The organism is Streptomyces sp. NPDC001381, assembly GCF_042895685.1.
Lineage (GTDB): Bacteria > Actinomycetota > Actinomycetes > Streptomycetales > Streptomycetaceae > Streptomyces.
Genome location: NZ_JBIAWO010000004.1, coordinates 640383 through 656458 on the forward strand (window position 1 = coordinate 640383; position 16076 = coordinate 656458).

Consider the following 16076-nt stretch of genomic DNA (forward strand, 5'->3'; position numbering starts at 1 on the left):
GGGGTTGGTCGCGCAGTTCCCCGCGCCCCTTCATGTGCTTGGCTGCGGCTGGCGGGTCGGCTGCGGGCCGGTGGGGGTTGGTCGCGCGGTTCCCCGCGCCCCTTTCGCCGCGGTGGCTGCGCGCAGTCGTGCCGCTGGGGGCGGTCGGTCGCGCGGTTCCCCGTGGCCCTTCGCCGCAGCTGCGGGCAGTCGTGCCGCTGGGGCGGCACGGGTGGGCGCAGCGGCACCCCGTGGGCGCCGGGCCGCGCGACCCACCCCCGCCCAGCCCCCGCGCCGGTGCGTGCCGGGCCGGCCCGCCCGACACCGCCGTATCCCCCACACTGGACCCATGTCCATTCACGAGAACCTCCTCGGGGGCCCGCCCCCGACCCACCTCCCCGACGACCCGGAGCCCCGCGACCTCCTCGCGAGCGGCACCGCGCCCGCCGACGTCGCCGCGAAGTACCCGACGTCCTCGCTGGCCTGGGCCCAGCTGGCCGACGACGCGTTCGAGCGGGGCAGCGTGGTGGAGTCGTACGCGTACGCCCGTACCGGGTACCACCGCGGCCTGGACGCCCTGCGCCGGGGCGGCTGGAAGGGCCACGGCCCGGTGCCCTGGGAGCACGAGCCGAACCGCGGCTTCCTGCGCGCCCTGCACGCCCTCGCCCGCGCCGCGCAGGCGATCGGCGAGCAGGAGGAGTACGAGCGCTGCACGCAGTTCCTGAAGGACTCCTCCCCGACGGCGGCCCAGACCCTGGGCTAGCCGCCGCCCGTCCCCCGCGGGCCCGTCCGTGATCCGGGCGGGCCTTGCGGGATCCGGGTCTGATGCGGAAGATGCCGGTGGGGACCGGGGCCCCCGTGTCGGCATCGGCAGGGGCGGACCGCTACCCGGAGTACTACAGGAGACAGCGATGTCCCAAGAGGCTCACGCGACCCACGAGCCCGAGACCCCGCATCTCGACTTCGCCGGCACCACGCCGTACGAGGACTACGTCAAGGCCGACGTGCTCACCCATCTCCAGCACACCCTCTCCGACGACCCCGGAGAGATGGTCTTCCTGGTCACGACCCAGGTCATGGAGCTGTGGTTCACCGTCATCGTCCACGAGTGGGAGACCGCCGCGCAGGCGCTCCGCGAGGACCGGGTGCCGGTCGCGATCGACGCGCTGAAGCGTTCCGTACGGGAACTGGAGGCGCTGAACGCCTCCTGGCGGCCGCTCGCGCAGCTGACCCCGGCGCAGTTCAACGCGTACCGTGCCGCCCTCGGTGAGGGATCCGGCTTCCAGTCGGCGATGTACCGGCGGATGGAGTTCCTGCTCGGCGAGAAGTCCGCGTCCATGCTCGTGCCGCACCGGGGCGCGCCCCGCGTCCACGCCGAGCTGGAGAAGGCCCTGCACGAGCCGAGCCTGTACGACGAGGTGCTGCGGCTGCTGGCCCGGCGCGGGCACGCCGTCCCGGACGCCGTGCTGACGCGCGACGTGTCGCAGCGGTACGAGCCGTCGGCGGAGGTGGAGGCCGTCTGGACGGCCCTCTACTCCGGTGACGAGTCCGCCGAACTCGCGCGTCTCGGCGAGGCGTTGACCGATGTCGCCGAGCTGGTGTGGCGCTGGCGCAACGACCATCTGGTCGCCACCCGCCGCGCGATGGGCGCCAAGACGGGCACCGGCGGCTCGGCCGGGGTGGCCTGGCTGGAGAAGCGCGCGCAGAAGAACGTCTTCCCCGAGCTGTGGACGGCGAGGTCGTATGTCTGACCTCGCCTTCAAGGCACGGGAGCTGGACTCCGGCGACCCGCTCGCGGACAAGCGCGCCGCGTTCGTGCTCGACGAGGCGGTCTACCTCGATGGCAACTCGCTGGGCGCGCTGCCCGCGTCCGTCCCCGGCCGGGTGGAGGACGTCGTCCGCCGCCAGTGGGGCGAGCTGCGGATCCGTTCCTGGGACGAGAGCGGCTGGTGGACGGCGCCCGAGCGGATCGGCGACCGGATCGCCCCGCTGGTGGGCGCCGGGGCCGGGCAGATCGTCGTCGGCGACTCCACCAGCGTCAACGTCTTCAAGGCGCTGGTGGGCGCGGTGCGGATCGCGGGCGACGACCGGACCGAGATCCTCGTCGACGCCACGACCTTCCCGACCGACGGCTACATCGCCGGGTCGGCGGCCCGGATGACCGGCCGCACCCTGCGGCCGGTGACCCCGGCGGAGGTGCCGGGCGCGCTGTCGGACCGTACGGCCGCGGTGCTGCTGAACCACGTCGACTACCGCACCGGCCGTCTGCACGACCTGCCCACGCTCACCGCGGCCGTGCGCGCGGCGGGCGCCGTCGCCGTCTGGGACCTGTGCCACAGCGCGGGCGCGCTGCCCGTGGGCCTCGACCGGCACGGCGTGGACCTCGCGGTCGGCTGCACCTACAAGTACCTGAACGGCGGCCCTGGTTCACCGGCGTACCTGTACGTCCGCCGCGATCTCCAGGACCGCTTCGACTCCCCGCTGCCCGGCTGGAACTCGCACGCCGAGCCGTTCGGGATGCGGCCCGGCTACGAGCCGGCGGAGGGCGCGGTGCGCGGCCGGGTCGGCACTCCCGACATCCTGTCGATGCTGGCCCTGGAAGCGGCGCTCGAGGTCTGGGAGGGCGTCTCGGTCGAGACCGTCCGTGCCAAGTCCCTCGCCCTGACGGACTTCTTCCTGGAGTGCGTGGCCGATTACGTACCCGAAGGGCGCGTCGAGTCGCTGACTCCGGTGCGTCACGAGGAGCGGGGCAGCCAGGTGGCGCTGCGCTGCGAGGACGCCGGCGACGTGATGCGGCGGCTGGTCGAGCGTGGGGTCGTCGGGGACTTCAGGCGCCCTGACGTGCTGCGGTTCGGGTTCACCCCGCTGTATGTCGGGTTCGCGGACGTGGAGCGGGCGGCCCGTGTGCTGGGGGAGACCCTGGGCTGAGCGCGCGCCGGACCGACACCGACCACCGATGTTCTGAGTGACGTCGGTGGTCGGCTGCGTATGGGGGGTGGGGTGCGGGGACGGCGCGTACAGAACCGTTTACCCTCACCGAGCGTGACATCCGCGTGTCCGCGCACGTCACCGGCCTGATACCGTCCCCGCCAACGGCCGAATCCTCACCTGGTCCGCCACCCCGTACCGTCCAAAACCGTTTCGTCGCTGAGAGGTTGGAGCATGTCGGACGACGTCGTCGCTGCCCGGGCCGTTGCCGAGGAGAAGTCGGCCTTCTCCCACCCGCCCGTCGACCCCGACGCCACCGCCGCGTACGGAGACCACCCCGACCAGGTGATCGACTTCTACGCCCCGAAGCGGGACGCCGGTCCCGGCGGCGCCGCGCCCCTCGTCGTGGTGCTGCACGGAGGCGCCTGGCGGGCACCGTACGACCGGCGGCACATCACGCCGTTCGCCGACTACCTGGCGCGCCGCGGGTTCGCCGTGGCCAACGTGGAGTACCGGAGGGGCCCGGAGGGCGCCGACGGCACGCCTCCGGTCGCCGGGCGCTGGCCCGACACCTTCGACGACGTCGCCGCGGCCCTCGACGCGCTCCCCGCGCTCGTACGGCGGACGCTGCCGGGGGCCGACCCTCGCCGCACGGTGCTCACCGGACACTCGGCGGGCGGTCACCTCGCGCTGTGGGCGGCGGCCCGGCACCTCCTGCCCGCCGACGCGCCCTGGCGCACCACCGGCGCCGCCCCGCTGCGGGGCGTGGTCGCCCTCGCCCCGATCGCGGACCTCGCGGTCGCGGACAAGCTGGACGTGTGCGGGGGCGCATCCCGTCAACTGCTCGGCGGCGACGAGCTGTTCGCCGAGCGCCAGCCGTACGCCGACCCCGCGCTGCTGTTGCCGACGGGCATCGCCACGACCCTGGTCCAGGGGCGGACGGACCTGGTCGTCCCGCAGGCGGTCGCCGAGGCGTACGCCGACGCGGCGGCCAAGGCGGGGGAGGTGGTGGGGGTGACGCTGCTCGAGGACGTGGGCCACTTCCCGCTGATCGATCCGGTGGCGGACGCCTGCGCCGTGGTGGCGGAGGAGATCGCCCAACTGGCGTGGTGATCCCCTGGGTGTCGTACCCGTAGTACCTGAGAGCTACGTCGCAGGAGAGTCCCCCAGCGGGACGCGAACGACGAGCTCCGATCCGTAACTTCCAAGCCGGAAAGGCCCGATGTCGGGCGAACCGGCGGGGGAGGGGCGGGGATGAAGCGGTTCGACGGGGTCCGTCGCCGGATGCGGCCACAGCGCGCGGGGCGTGACGACCGGGACAGGGGGACGGCTCCCGGCCGGCGCCCGCTGCGCCTGCTTCTGGCCGTCCTGATCACCGCGGCCGTGGTCGTCCCCCTCACAGCGGCGGCCCGGCCCGACATCCCCGCCCCGGCCCCGGCCCGCCTCGCCCCGCCGACGGCGGCGACGCTCGACGAGGTGTACGCCGCGAACCGTGCCAACGCGGCCCTGGCGTCCCGGATGGCCGCGACCCACGGCGACCACCACCGGGCGGCGGCCGACCGGGCGCTGGCGGCCCCCTCGCGCAGGCTCCTCGCCTTCGACGGCCGGGGGGAGGGCCGTGCCACGGAGGTGTTCGGGGACCTCGGCCACGCCGACCGCGTCGCGGTCCTCATACCGGGCTCCGACACCTCGCTGGACACCTACGGCCGCTTCCGCGCCGGCGCGGCGGCCCTGTACGAGCGGCTCGCCCGCCGCACCGGCGCCGGCAGCCGTACGGCGGTGGTGGCCTGGCTCGGCTACACCACACCGGGCACGGTCAGCACGACGGTGCTCACGCCGGCCCGCGCCGACGAGGCGGCACCGGAACTGCGCGACCTCGTACGCGCACTGCGCGCCGTCACCGGTTCGGACACCCGCATCGCCCTCCTGTGTCACTCGTACGGCTCGGTCGTGTGCGGCCGTGCCGCTCCCCGCCTGGACGTGGACGACATCGCCCTGATCGGCAGCCCCGGCACGGGCGTCGACACGGCGGCCGGCCTGCACACCCGGGCGCGGGTCTGGGCGGCCCGGGGCGCCGACGACTGGGTGGCGGACGTTCCGCACGTCAGCGCCGGCCTGTTCGGGACGACGGTCGGCTTCGGCACCGACCCGGTCGCCGCGTCCTACGGCGCCCGTGTCTTCGCCGCCGGTGCGGGCGGCCACAGCGACTACTTCTCCCCGGGCTCGGTCTCCCTGGCCAACCTCGCCCGGATCGTGCTCGGCGAGACGACGGAGGTGACCCGTGGGTGAGACACGGCAGGTGCGCGGGCTGTCCGGCGCACGGCGGGCCGCGGCCCGCATCGAGGCCGCCACGCCCCCGCGGCGCGACCGCGCCGTCGACGCCCTGCGCGCCCTGGCCATCCTCGGAGTGGTCCTCGGCCACTGGCTGGTGACGGCCCTGGTCGCGGACGGCGGCACCCTGCGTGCGGCGAGCCCCCTCGGCCCGATGCCCTGGCTGGCCCCCGTCTCCTGGGTGTTCCAGACCCTCGCGGTGTTCTTCATGGTGGGCGGCCATGTGGCGACCCGCAGCCTGGCCTCCGCCCGGGCGCGCGCGGCGGCACCGGGGCAGCACGGGCGCCACGGGGTCTACGGCGCCTGGCTGCGGGCGCGCCTGGCCCGGCTGTTCGGGCCGGTGACGGCCGTACTGGCGGTGTGGACGGTGGCCGCGGCGGGCCTGCTGCTGGGCGGCGCGTCCTTCGTCACCGTGCACACCGTGGTCAAACTGGCGCTGTCCCCGCTGTGGTTCCTACTGGTGTTCGCCGCGCTGACGGCCGCGACCCCGCTGCTGGCCCGGCTCAACCCGCTGTGGCCGCTGGCGGTCGTCCTCCATGTGGACCTGGTGCGCTTCGGCCTCGGCGGCCCGTCCTGGCTCGGCTGGGTGAACCTCGCGGCCGGCTGGCTGGTGCCGTACACCCTGGGCGCGGCATGGACCCGGGGCGAGCTGGAGCGCCCGCGCGCCGGCTGGGCCCTGCTCGTCGGAGGTGCCGCGGCGACGGCGGTGCTGGTCGGCGGGGCGGGCTACCCGGCGTCGATGGTGGGCGTGCCCGGCGCGGCGGTCTCCAACCTCAACCCGCCGACCCTGGCCGCCGTCACCTTCGGCCTCGCCCAGTGCGGGGTGGCCCTGCTGCTGCGCGACCGGCTGCGCCGCGCCATGACCCGGCCGTCGGCCTGGGCGGCCGTGGCCCTGGTGAACCTCTCCGCGATGACCGTGTTCCTCTGGCATCAGACGGCCATGATGGCGACCACGGCGACAGGCCTCCTGGCAGGCCGTCTGCCCGGACTGCACACAGCTCCGGCCGGCCTGGACTGGGTCGCGGCCCGACTGGTGTGGCTGCCGGTGTTCGCCCTGGTCCTGGGGGTGTGCCGGGCGGCGTTCCACGGGTTCGAGAGCCCGCGCACCCGTCGGACCCCGAAGCCCCCGGTGGCCCGCTCGCGGGTCGTACGCACGGGAGGCGGCCGGAAGCCGCCGGGTCTGCGGGAGGTGCACCGTATCTAGGGTGGACCGGGTGAGGAGCGGGGTGGAGATGAGGCTGACCGGGGTGCGGGCGCGGGCGGTTCGCGGACTGAGAGTGCTGCGGGACGATCTGTGGACGACGCGCTCGGCGCCGCTGCCACCCTCGGTCCGGGTGCGGTGGCTGCCGCACGGGCTGGTGATCCTCGTCGCCTTCGGCGTCACGCTGGCCGGCGTCGACCTGATCGCCAACGCCTTCCACCAGGCGGCGGAGTACGGCCTGCTCTGCTCGGCGGTGCAGGGCATGGCGGTGCTGCTCGCCCTGCGCAGGCCGGTTCCGGCGTGGTGGCTGTCGACGGCCCTCATGGTGGTCGTCGCCCTGGCCGCACGCTCCCAGCTGATCTCGGGCCAGGCCACCCCCGACGCCTCCTGGCCCTGGATCCCGAGCGCCCTGATCGGGCACGCCATGGTGCTGCTCCTGCTGGCGCTGCGCGTGCCCACCCGCGCCTCCGTGGCGGCGCTGGGCCTGACCGCGCTGGCCACCTATGTCGTCCAGGGACTCATCGGCGCCGCCGACTACGCGCCGACCGGCGCCGTCGCGGTGATCGTGTTCGCGGTCGTCGTCCTCCTCGGCACCGCGCTGCGCGGCCGCCGTGAAGCCCGCAGCCAACTCGTCGAGCAGGCCGGCATCACCGCGGAGGAGCGTGCCCGCCGCACCCTCCTGGAGGAGCGCAACCGCATCGCGCGCGAGCTGCACGACGTGGTCGCCCACCACATGTCGGTGATCTCCATCCAGGCCCAGGTGGCTCCCCACCTGGTGGAGAACCCGTCCGAGGAACTGAGGGAGAACCTCGCCGGCATCCGGCAGAACGCCCTGGAGGCGCTCACCGAACTGCGCCGGGTGCTCGGCGTGCTGCGCTCGGAGAACCCCGAGGACCCCTACGGCCTCGGCGCGGCCGGGGACGGCTCCGCCCCCGACACCCCGCAGCCCACCCTCGACCGCCTCGACGCCCTGCTGGAGAACACCCGCGCGGCGGGGCTGGACGTCGTCGCCGCCGTCGAGGGCGAGCCGTCGGGGTATTCGCCGGGCGTGCAGCTGTCGGCGTACCGGATAGTCCAGGAGGCGCTGAGCAACGCCCTGCGGCACGCACCGGGGTCCACGGTGCGCGTCCAGGTCACCCACCATGCCCAGGGCCTGAACCTGGACATCACGAACTCCCGTCCGAGCCGCCCGGTCCGGCCCTCGCCCGGCGCGGGGCACGGGCTGCTCGGCATGCGGGAGCGGGCGACGATGCTCGGAGGGCAGGTCGTGGCCCACCCGACGCTGCAGGGCGGGTTCTCGGTCGTGGCGTTCCTGCCGAGGGACGGAGTCGCGCTCCCGGAGAAGGATCCCGAAACCCCGGAGGACCTGGAACTCGTCTTCCCGCCCGACCCGCCCCCTACAGGAGACGAGAAGCGATGACGAGCGGCGCCACCATCCGCGTACTGATCGCCGACGACCAGCAGATGGTCCGGCAGGGCTTCACCGTGCTGCTCAACGCGCACCCCGGCATCGAGGTGACCGGACAGGCGGTGGACGGTCTGGACGCCGTGGCGCAGGTCGCCGAACTCGCCCCCGACGTCGTCCTGATGGACATCCGCATGCCCGGGCTCGGCGGCATCGAGGCCACCCGCCGCATCACCCTCGCCCACCCCACCGTCAAGGTGCTGGTGCTCACCACCTTCGACCTCGACGAGTACGTGTACGAGGCGCTGCGCGCCGGGGCGTCCGGCTTCCTGCTGAAGGACGCCTCCGCGGACCAGCTCGCCGAGGCCGTCCGGGTCGTGGCGGCCGGTGACGCGCTGCTCGCCCCGGGCATCACCCGCAAGCTGATCTCCGAGTTCTCCCGGCTGAACGGCACGCCGAGACCACCGCTGAAGGAGCGCGTCGGCGACCTCACCGAGCGCGAGACGGAGGTGCTCACCCTGATCGCGCAGGGACTGTCCAACGCGGAGATCGCCCGCCATCTCGTCGTCGCCGAGCAGACCGTGAAGACGCACGTGGGCCGCATCCTGGTGAAGCTGGGTCTGCGCGACCGCACCCAGGCGGCGGTGTTCGCGTACGAGTCGGGGCTGGTGAGACCGTCGGGGTACTGAGCGGGGCGCCGGTCCGGCCCGGTCCGGTCCGTGGTGGGCGCCGGTGCGACCCGTAGTACTTGAGACGGACGTACCGGAACCCCCCTCACTGGTGACGACCGCGACCCCCGTTCCCGCCTACCGTTCTGAACGTGACGGAGACGACGCAGACGCACATGACGCCCCAGGACGACCCCTACGGCGCGTACCAGCCGAAGAGCCCGGAGGTCCGGGCGGCCATGGACGCCCTGCGCGGGATGCGGAAGGACCTGATCGACGACGCCCTGGTCTACCGCCCGCTCCCCCCGAGGGAGCCCACCGGCCGCATCACCGGCCGGCTGAAGGGCCGCAAGCGGGAGTACGCGACCTGGTCGCGGCACATCCTGGTCGCGGCGGCCGGCATGGTGGCGCTGCTGAGCGCCACGCTGCCCGGGAACGGCTCGACGGATCTTCTGATCGGCCTGTTCGTCCTGGCTCCCGTGCTGATGACGCTGGTCCGCCCGGCCGCCGCGTTCTGGCTGTCGCTCGTGTCGACCACGTTCGTCGCCGCCATGGGCAGCGCGTACGGCAACTGGCCCTGGCTGCCCCCGAGTTTCATCTCCCACCTGGTGGTGCTGACCGTCGTCGCGATCCGTACCCGTCCGCGCACGGCGGCCTGGATGTGGCTGCTGACGGCGGCCTACGGCTTCGTCGCCGAGACCGCCTTCGGCTGGGGCCACTACGACACGAACGTGGCGCCCATGCTGGTCTTCTCCGCGATCGTGCTGCTCGTCGTCACCGTCCGGCACATCCGCCGGGAGGCCGAGCAGGAGGTGACGGCCCAGCAGACGGTGACCGAGCACGAGCGCTCCCGGCGCACCCTCCTGGAGGAGCGCACCACGATCGCCCGCGAGCTGCACGACGTGGTCGCCCACCACATGTCGGTGGTCGCCATCCAGGCGGAGGCCGCCCCCTACCGGGTGGAGAACCCGCCGGAGGAGCTGGAGAAGGCCTTCGCGACGATCCGGGAGAACGCGGTCGCGGCCCTCACCGAGCTGCGCCGGGTACTGGGCGTGGTCCGCGCCGAGGACTACGAGGCGCCGGACGCCCCGCAGCCCACCCTCGCCGACCTGGACGCGCTGCTGGCGAACGTACGGGAGGCGGGGGTGGACGTGACCAAGACGGTCACCGGCGCGGTCCGCGAACTCCCGCAGGGCGTCGAGCTGTCGGCGTACCGGATGGTCCAGGAGGCCCTGAGCAACACCCTGCGCCACGCCCCCGGCGCGAGCGCCCGCGTGGAGATCGGCTACGTCCTCGGCGGCCTCGGCCTGCGCATAGTCAACGACCCGCCGCCGAACCCCGCCCTCATCAAGCCCTCCCCGGGCGCGGGCCACGGCATCACGGGAATGCGCGAGCGGGTGACGATGCTGGACGGCGAGATGACGGCGGAGCCGACACCGGCGGGGGGCTACGAGGTGACGGTGTTCCTGCCGGTGGCCGTGACCGAGGGTGGAGCATGACGATCCGTGTGCTGATAGCGGACGACCAGATGATGGTGCGCGAGGGCTTCTCGGTCCTGCTGAACGCGATGCCGGACATCGAGGTCGTAGGTGAGGCGGTCAACGGCCGCGAGGCGGTGGACCGGGTCCGTGAACTGTCCCCCGACGTGGTGCTGATGGACATCCGCATGCCGGAGCTGAACGGCATAGAGGCGACGCGGGAGATCGTGGCGGCGGACAGCACGGCGAAGGTTCTGGTGCTGACCACCTTCGACCTCGACGAGTACGTCTACCAGGCCCTGCGCGCGGGTGCCTCCGGCTTCCTGCTGAAGGACGCCTCGGCCCGCCAACTGGCCGACGGGGTACGGGTGGTGGCGGCGGGCGAGGCCCTGCTCGCGCCCTCCGTCACCAGACGTCTGATCACCGAGTTCTCCAGACTCACGGACGCCCCCCGCCTGGCCCGCACCGCCCAGGCGTCCTACGGCGAACTGACCGAACGGGAGACGGAGGTACTGGTCCTGATCGCCCAGGGCCTGTCCAACGTGGAGATCGCCGGCCGCCTGGTGGTCGCCGAGTCGACGATCAAGACCCATGTGAGCAGGATCCTGGTCAAGCTGGGCCTGCGGGACCGGACCCAGGCGGCGGTGTTCGCGTACGAGGCGAGGCTGGTGACGCCGGGCTAGCCGGTGGCGGGGTGATCCCTCGGACGGGCGGCCATCCGGTGCAATCGGTCACCCCGAAGGGCGAACAGCCTCCCGTGAGGGAAGCTTTCGACCCGCCCGAGGAAGTCCTTCCGCATGCGAAGAATCTTCACGGCCAGGCGCCGGGTCCTCGCGGCCGGCGCCGCGTTCGCCGCGGCCGCCGCGATGGGAAGCGGTGCCGTCCCGTCCGCCGAGGCGGCCCCGGCCGCCGGGCGGGTCCTGCACGAGAACTCCCCCTACGGCATCGACAACAGTTACCTCGTCGTGCTGAAGAAGTCCGCCCGGTTCAGAGCGGCCTCACCGGAGGGCACCAGACTGGCGGCCAGGTACGGCGCCACCGTGGACCGGGCCTACCGCTCCGTGATGAACGGCTACGCCGTCAACGTCAGCGCGGCCGGGGCACGGAGTTTCGCGGGGGATCCGGCCGTCGCGTTCGTCGAGAAGAACCAGAAGGTCACCCTCGACGCGACCCAGGTCAACCCGCCCTGGGGACTGGACCGCGTCGACCAGGCCACGCTGCCGCTCAGCAGGACGTACACCTACCCGGACACGGCCGGCGGGGGTGCCACGGTGTACGTCGTCGACACCGGGGTGCGCATCACGCACCAGCAGATCGCCGGGCGCGCCACGTACGGGTACGACGCGATCGACGGGGACGCCGTGGCCGCCGACGGCAACGGCCACGGCACGCACGTCGCCACCACGATCGCCGGCACCACGTACGGGGTGGCGAAGGCGGCCAGGATCGTGGCGGTGCGGGTGCTCGGCAACGACGGCTCGGGCACGACCTCGGGCGTGATCGCGGGCGTGGACTGGGTGACCTCGCACCGCGTCGGTCCCGCGGTCGCCAACATGTCGCTCGGCGGCGGCGCCAGCACCGCGCTGGACACCGCGGTGAGCAACTCCATCGCCGCGGGCGTCACCTACACCGTCGCCGCCGGCAACGCGAACGTGAACGCCGGCACCACCTCGCCCGCCCGCGTGGCCGCGGCGATCACCGTGGGGGCCACGACCAGTTCCGACTACCGGGCCGGCTACTCCAACTACGGCTCCGTCCTGGACCTGTTCGCCCCCGGCTCCTCGATCCTCGCCGGCTGGTACACCGGTGACACCGCCACGGCCACCCTGTCCGGCACCTCGATGGCCGCTCCCCATGTCGCGGGGGCCGCGGCCGTCTACCTCACGTCCCATCCCACCGCCGGCCCGGCGGCCGTGCAGAGCGCACTCGTCGGCGGCGCGACGGCCGGCGTGCTGCGCAGCGTCGGCACCGGATCGCCCAACAGGCTGCTCAGGATCGTCCCCTGAGCCATGGACGCTTCCGGCTCGGCAAGACCCCCTGGTCAGCAGCCGGGCGAGCGGCTAGCGTCCGTCCATGGCAGCAGCTGACGACCTCCGCTTCGACCCCTGGGACCCGGCGTTCCTCGCCGACCCCTACCCCGCCTACGCCGAGCTCCGGGGACGGGGCCGGGTGATCCACTACGAGCCCACGCAGCAGTGGCTGGTCCCGCACCACGCGGATGTCTCGGCGCTGCTGCGGGACCGGCGGCTGGGGCGGACGTATCAGCACCGGTTCACGCACGAGGACTTCGGGCGGAGCGCGCCGCCGGCCGAGCACGAGCCGTTCCACACGCTCAACGATCACGGGATGCTGGATCTGGAACCGCCGGACCACACCCGGATCCGCCGGCTGGTGTCGAAGGCGTTCACACCGCGCACGGTGGAGCGGCTGAAGCCGTACGTGCGGCAGCTGGCGGGGGAGCTGGTGGACCGGCTGGTGGAGGCGGGCGGCGGCGATCTGCTCAGGGACGTCGCCGAGCCGCTGCCCGTCGCCGTGATCGCCGAGATGCTCGGGATCCCGGAGGCGGACCGCGCGCCGCTCAGGCCCTGGTCCGCGGACATCTGCGGGATGTACGAGCTGAATCCCTCGGAGGAGACCGCCGCGAGGGCCGTGCGGGCCTCCGTCGAGTTCTCCGGCTATCTGCGGGAGCTCATCGCGGCTCGGCGCAAGGAGCCGGGGGAGGACCTCATCTCGGGGCTCATCGCCGCGCACGACGAGGGCGACCGGCTCACCGAGCAGGAGATGATCTCCACCGCCGTGCTGCTGCTGAACGCGGGCCACGAGGCGACGGTCAACGCCACCGTCAACGGGTGGTGGGCCCTCTTCCGCAACCCCGCCCAGCTCGCCGCGCTCCGCGCCGACCACGCGCTCGTGCCCGCCGCCGTCGAGGAGCTGATGCGGTACGACACCCCGCTGCAGCTGTTCGAACGGTGGGTGCTGGACGAGATCGAGATCGACGGGACGACCATCCCCCGGGGCGCCGAGATCGCGATGCTCTTCGGCTCCGCCAACCACGACCCCGGGGTGTTCCGGAACCCCGAGAGCCTGGACCTCACCCGCGAGGAGAACCCGCACATCTCGTTCTCCGCCGGCATCCACTACTGCATCGGCGCTCCGCTCGCCCGTATCGAGCTCGCCGCCTCGATGACGGCCCTCCTGGAGAAGGCCCCGACACTGGCCCTGGCGGAGGAGCCGCGCAGAAAGCCGAACTTCGTGATCCGGGGACTGGAGGGGCTCAGCGTCACCGTATGACCCACCGCCACCCCGGGTGACCCGGCCCGGCCCGGCCCCGCCCCGTCCCGTCCCGGCCCGAGGGTCGTGCCAGGCCCCCGCCGACGGCCCGCGCACGGCGTCCCGCCACCGGCTGGGGCGCGTGTGAGCGGGGGCCGGGACCCGCGGAGGCCGTCGTCCCGGACGCGCCGGCCGGCGCCCGACGGGGGACGTTGCCTCGCGGAGGCCGGCGTCCCGGACGCGCCGGGTGGTGGCGTTGCCGGGTTCGTTCGCCGCCCTCAGGTGGTCAGGTCGCGTCGGCGCAGTGCGGTGAGGCCGCCGGCCACCGCCACGGCCGCCAGGCCCAGCAGCACTCCCACCGGCCCCCGGCTCATCTCCCCGCCCGGCAGCTTCGGCAGGTGGGCGAAGGGGGACAGGTCCAGTACCGCCTGCGGGGCGTCCAGCGCCGGTCCGATCCAGCCGATGAGCAGGATCGCGACGGCCACGCCCCAGGCGGCGGGAGCCAGCCGGGGGGCCACGCCGTACAGCAGGACCGCCAGCCCGCCGACCACCCACACCGCCGGGAGCTGCACCAGGCAGGCGCCCAGGATGGCGCCCGCCTCCTTGCCGTAGCCCGTCACGAAGCCCAGCCCCGCCAGCAGCATGATCAGGGCCGAGCCGCCGAAGGCGATCAGCAGATGGCCGGCGGCCCAGCGCAGCCGGCCGACCGCGTTCGCCAGGACCGGTTCCGCCCGGCCCGAGGTCTCCTCGCCGTGCAGCCGCAGCACCGAGGCGACCACGTACAGGGACGCGATCAGGCCCAGCATGCCGATCATGGCCGCCAGGAAGGCGTCCGTCAGACCCGACTGACCACCCATCCGCTCGAAGATCTCGCGGGCCTTGTCGTTGTCGCCGACGAGGTCGGCCGCGCCCTCCGTCAGCCCGCCGTAGACCACCCCGGCGAGGAAGAAGCCGATGCTCCAGCCCAGCACACCGCCCCGCTGCAGCCGCCAGGCCAGCGCGCCCGCCGACGCCAGCCGCCCGGCCGCCGGCCCCGGCCGGGTGGGCAGGAAGCTCATGCCCACGTCCCGGCGGCCGGCCAGGCCGTACGCCACCGCCGTCTGCGCCGCCACCGCCACGGCGAACAGCCCCAGCACCCACCACCGTTCGTCCGCGAACGCCCGCAGGTTCTCCAGCCAGCCCAGCGGCGACAGCCAGGTCCACACGGAGGACCCGTCGTCCGTCGCCGAGTCGCCCGCCGCGCGCAGCACGAACGCCGCGCCCAGCACCGCCGCCGTCAGCCCCCGCGCCAGCCGCGCGCTCTCCGTGAGCTGCGCGACCACCGCCGCCGTGGTGGCGAACAGCGTGCCCACCCCGGCCAGCCCCAGGCCCAGGGCCACCGCCCCCGCCGCTCCCCGGCCCGCCAGGCCCGCCGTCACCAGCAGCCCCAGTACGGCGTTCGCGACCCCGGCGGCCAGCAGGGCCGCCGTCAGCGAGGCGCGCCGGCCCACCGCACCGGACGCGATCATCTCCTGCCGGCCGCTCTCCTCCTCGTCCCGGGTGTGCCGTACGACGATCAGCAGGCTGGTGACCGCCGCGAGCACCCCCGCGTACACGCCGACCCGCCAGGCCGTGAGGGCGCCCACGGAGTCGTCGAAGACGGGGCCGATCAGCGCGCGCAGGGAGGCGTTGGTGTCCATCTGGCGGAGCAGGCCGGCCCGGTCGGCGGGGGTGCCGTACAGGTTCTCCAGGGTGTTCGGCATGGAGAGGACCATCAGGGTGTTCACGGCCACCCACACGGGGATCAGCAGCCGGTCGCGGCGCAGCGCGAAGCGCAGCAGGGTGCCGGTGCCCACGAGGGTGGTCATCGCGCCGCCACCTCGTCGTCCGTGTCCTGCGTGTCCTCCGTGTAGTGGCGCAGGAACAGTTCCTCCAGGGTCGGCGGCGTCGAGCGCAGCGACCGTACGCCCGACTCCGTCAAGGACCGCAGCACGGCGTCGAGTTTGTCCGTGTCGACCTGCAACCGGACGCGTTTTCCCTGGACGTCGAGGTCGTGGACGCCGGGCAGGCGGGACAGCCCGTTGGGCGGGCCGGCGAGTTCGGCCGTGACGCTCGTCCGGGTCAGATGGCGCAGATCGGCGAGCGAACCGCTCTCCACCGTCCGGCCCTTGCGGATGATGCTGACCCGGTCGCAGAGTTCCTCGACCTCGCTCAGGATGTGGGAGGACAGCAGGACCGTGCGCCCCTTGTCCCGCTCCTCCTCCACACAGCGCCTGAAGACCTCCTCCATCAGCGGGTCCAGGCCGGACGTCGGCTCGTCCAGGATGAGCAGGTCGACGTCCGAGGCGAACGCCGCGACGAGGGCGACCTTCTGCCGGTTGCCCTTGGAGTACGTGCGGCCCTTCTTCGTCGGGTCCAGCTCGAAGCGGTCGGTCAGCTCGGCGCGGCGGCGGGCGTCGAGGCCTCCGCGCAGCCTGCCGTACAGGTCGATGACCTCGCCGCCGGACAGGTTGCGCCACAGGGTCACGTCGCCGGGGACGTAGGCGATGCGGCGGTGCACCTCGACCGCGTCGGCCCACGGGTCGCGGCCGAGGACCCGCGCGGCGCCGGAGTCGGCTCGCAGCAGGCCGAGCAGGACGCGGATGGCGGTGGACTTTCCGGCGCCGTTGGGGCCGAGGAAGCCGTGCACCTCGCCGGTCTCGACCTCCAGGTCGAGGCCGTCCAGGGCGTGCGTACGGCCGAAGGACTTGTGCAGTCCGGAGACGGTGATGGCCTTCGTCATGCCCCTGAACGTACGCTTCTTTCAGAAATTTGTGAAGTTAAGGAAATGCGTGAAG

14 protein-coding genes are annotated in these 16076 nt (G+C 73.6%); 12 read left to right on the top strand and 2 right to left on the bottom strand.

The window, feature by feature from the left end; translation table 11 throughout:
- The first annotated feature begins 328 nt into the window (after window positions 1-328).
- From ACFY2L_RS21535 to ACFY2L_RS21590, 12 genes are all read left to right on the top strand, one after another.
- Window positions 329-742 carry a DUF3151 domain-containing protein gene (locus ACFY2L_RS21535; protein WP_390659253.1) on the top strand — a complete coding sequence of 138 codons (414 nt, stop codon included), beginning with the start codon at window positions 329-331 and terminating at the stop codon, window positions 740-742.
- Between the two features lie 148 nt (window positions 743-890).
- The gene (locus tag ACFY2L_RS21540) at window positions 891-1730 is read left to right on the top strand and encodes a tryptophan 2,3-dioxygenase family protein (protein ID WP_390659254.1); all 840 of its coding nucleotides are present in this window, start codon (window positions 891-893) and stop codon (window positions 1728-1730) included.
- Complete coding sequence (gene kynU / locus ACFY2L_RS21545) at window positions 1723-2907, top strand: kynureninase (RefSeq protein ID WP_390823081.1); 1185 nt, start codon at window positions 1723-1725, stop codon at window positions 2905-2907. The genes ACFY2L_RS21540 and kynU overlap by 8 nt, the downstream gene beginning before the upstream one ends.
- A 234-nt stretch (window positions 2908-3141) precedes the next feature.
- Window positions 3142-4020 carry an alpha/beta hydrolase gene (locus ACFY2L_RS21550; RefSeq protein ID WP_390659256.1) on the top strand — a complete coding sequence of 293 codons (879 nt, stop codon included), beginning with the start codon at window positions 3142-3144 and terminating at the stop codon, window positions 4018-4020.
- Window positions 4021-4161: 141 nt separating this feature from the next.
- Entirely contained in the window at window positions 4162-5196 is a 1035-nt protein-coding gene (locus ACFY2L_RS21555) for an alpha/beta hydrolase (RefSeq protein ID WP_390659257.1), read from the top strand.
- Window positions 5189-6442, top strand: a complete 1254-nt coding sequence (locus tag ACFY2L_RS21560; RefSeq protein WP_390659258.1) for an acyltransferase — start codon at window positions 5189-5191, stop codon at window positions 6440-6442. Before ACFY2L_RS21555 ends, ACFY2L_RS21560 begins: the two co-directional genes overlap by 8 nt.
- A 28-nt stretch (window positions 6443-6470) precedes the next feature.
- Window positions 6471-7859, top strand: a complete 1389-nt coding sequence (locus ACFY2L_RS21565) for a histidine kinase (protein ID WP_390659259.1) — start codon at window positions 6471-6473, stop codon at window positions 7857-7859.
- Window positions 7856-8533 carry a response regulator gene (locus ACFY2L_RS21570; RefSeq protein WP_390659260.1) on the top strand — a complete coding sequence of 226 codons (678 nt, stop codon included), beginning with the start codon at window positions 7856-7858 and terminating at the stop codon, window positions 8531-8533. The genes ACFY2L_RS21565 and ACFY2L_RS21570 overlap by 4 nt, the downstream gene beginning before the upstream one ends.
- A 131-nt stretch (window positions 8534-8664) precedes the next feature.
- Window positions 8665-10011: a sensor histidine kinase gene (locus ACFY2L_RS21575; protein ID WP_390823082.1), complete on the top strand. Its 1347-nt coding sequence runs from the start codon at window positions 8665-8667 to the stop codon at window positions 10009-10011.
- Window positions 10008-10673: a response regulator gene (locus tag ACFY2L_RS21580; protein ID WP_390659262.1), complete on the top strand. Its 666-nt coding sequence runs from the start codon at window positions 10008-10010 to the stop codon at window positions 10671-10673. The genes ACFY2L_RS21575 and ACFY2L_RS21580 overlap by 4 nt, the downstream gene beginning before the upstream one ends.
- Before the next feature lie 114 nt (window positions 10674-10787).
- Window positions 10788-11996 (top strand): S8 family serine peptidase, encoded by a 1209-nt coding sequence (locus ACFY2L_RS21585; RefSeq protein WP_390823084.1) that lies wholly within the window; start codon window positions 10788-10790, stop codon window positions 11994-11996.
- 67 nt (window positions 11997-12063) lie between these two features.
- Window positions 12064-13281 (top strand): cytochrome P450, encoded by a 1218-nt coding sequence (locus ACFY2L_RS21590; protein WP_390659264.1) that lies wholly within the window; start codon window positions 12064-12066, stop codon window positions 13279-13281.
- A 257-nt stretch (window positions 13282-13538) separates the two neighbouring features.
- On the opposite strand, the gene ACFY2L_RS21595 is transcribed toward ACFY2L_RS21590, so the two are convergent.
- Together ACFY2L_RS21595 and ACFY2L_RS21600 are read right to left on the bottom strand one after the other, a co-directional pair.
- Complete coding sequence (locus ACFY2L_RS21595; RefSeq protein WP_390659265.1) at window positions 13539-15107, bottom strand: ABC transporter permease; 1569 nt, start codon at window positions 15105-15107, stop codon at window positions 13539-13541.
- Window positions 15104-16021 (bottom strand): ATP-binding cassette domain-containing protein, encoded by a 918-nt coding sequence (locus tag ACFY2L_RS21600; RefSeq protein WP_390823085.1) that lies wholly within the window; start codon window positions 16019-16021, stop codon window positions 15104-15106. Before ACFY2L_RS21600 ends, ACFY2L_RS21595 begins: the two co-directional genes overlap by 4 nt.
- Window positions 16022-16076: the final 55 nt, after the last annotated feature.

Coding starts and splice junctions, on each gene's coding strand:
- ACFY2L_RS21565 (WP_390659259.1), top strand. CDS start 6,471: ATGAGGCTGACCGGGGTGCGGGCGCGGGCGGTTCGCGGACTGAGAGTG.
- kynU (WP_390823081.1), top strand. CDS start 1,723: ATGTCTGACCTCGCCTTCAAGGCACGGGAGCTGGACTCCGGCGACCCG.
- ACFY2L_RS21590 (WP_390659264.1), top strand. CDS start 12,064: ATGGCAGCAGCTGACGACCTCCGCTTCGACCCCTGGGACCCGGCGTTC.
- ACFY2L_RS21585 (WP_390823084.1), top strand. CDS start 10,788: ATGCGAAGAATCTTCACGGCCAGGCGCCGGGTCCTCGCGGCCGGCGCC.
- ACFY2L_RS21535 (WP_390659253.1), top strand. CDS start 329: ATGTCCATTCACGAGAACCTCCTCGGGGGCCCGCCCCCGACCCACCTC.
- ACFY2L_RS21550 (WP_390659256.1), top strand. CDS start 3,142: ATGTCGGACGACGTCGTCGCTGCCCGGGCCGTTGCCGAGGAGAAGTCG.
- ACFY2L_RS21570 (WP_390659260.1), top strand. CDS start 7,856: ATGACGAGCGGCGCCACCATCCGCGTACTGATCGCCGACGACCAGCAG.
- ACFY2L_RS21580 (WP_390659262.1), top strand. CDS start 10,008: ATGACGATCCGTGTGCTGATAGCGGACGACCAGATGATGGTGCGCGAG.
- ACFY2L_RS21555 (WP_390659257.1), top strand. CDS start 4,162: ATGAAGCGGTTCGACGGGGTCCGTCGCCGGATGCGGCCACAGCGCGCG.
- ACFY2L_RS21600 (WP_390823085.1), bottom strand. CDS start 16,021: ATGACGAAGGCCATCACCGTCTCCGGACTGCACAAGTCCTTCGGCCGT.
- ACFY2L_RS21595 (WP_390659265.1), bottom strand. CDS start 15,107: ATGACCACCCTCGTGGGCACCGGCACCCTGCTGCGCTTCGCGCTGCGC.
- ACFY2L_RS21540 (WP_390659254.1), top strand. CDS start 891: ATGTCCCAAGAGGCTCACGCGACCCACGAGCCCGAGACCCCGCATCTC.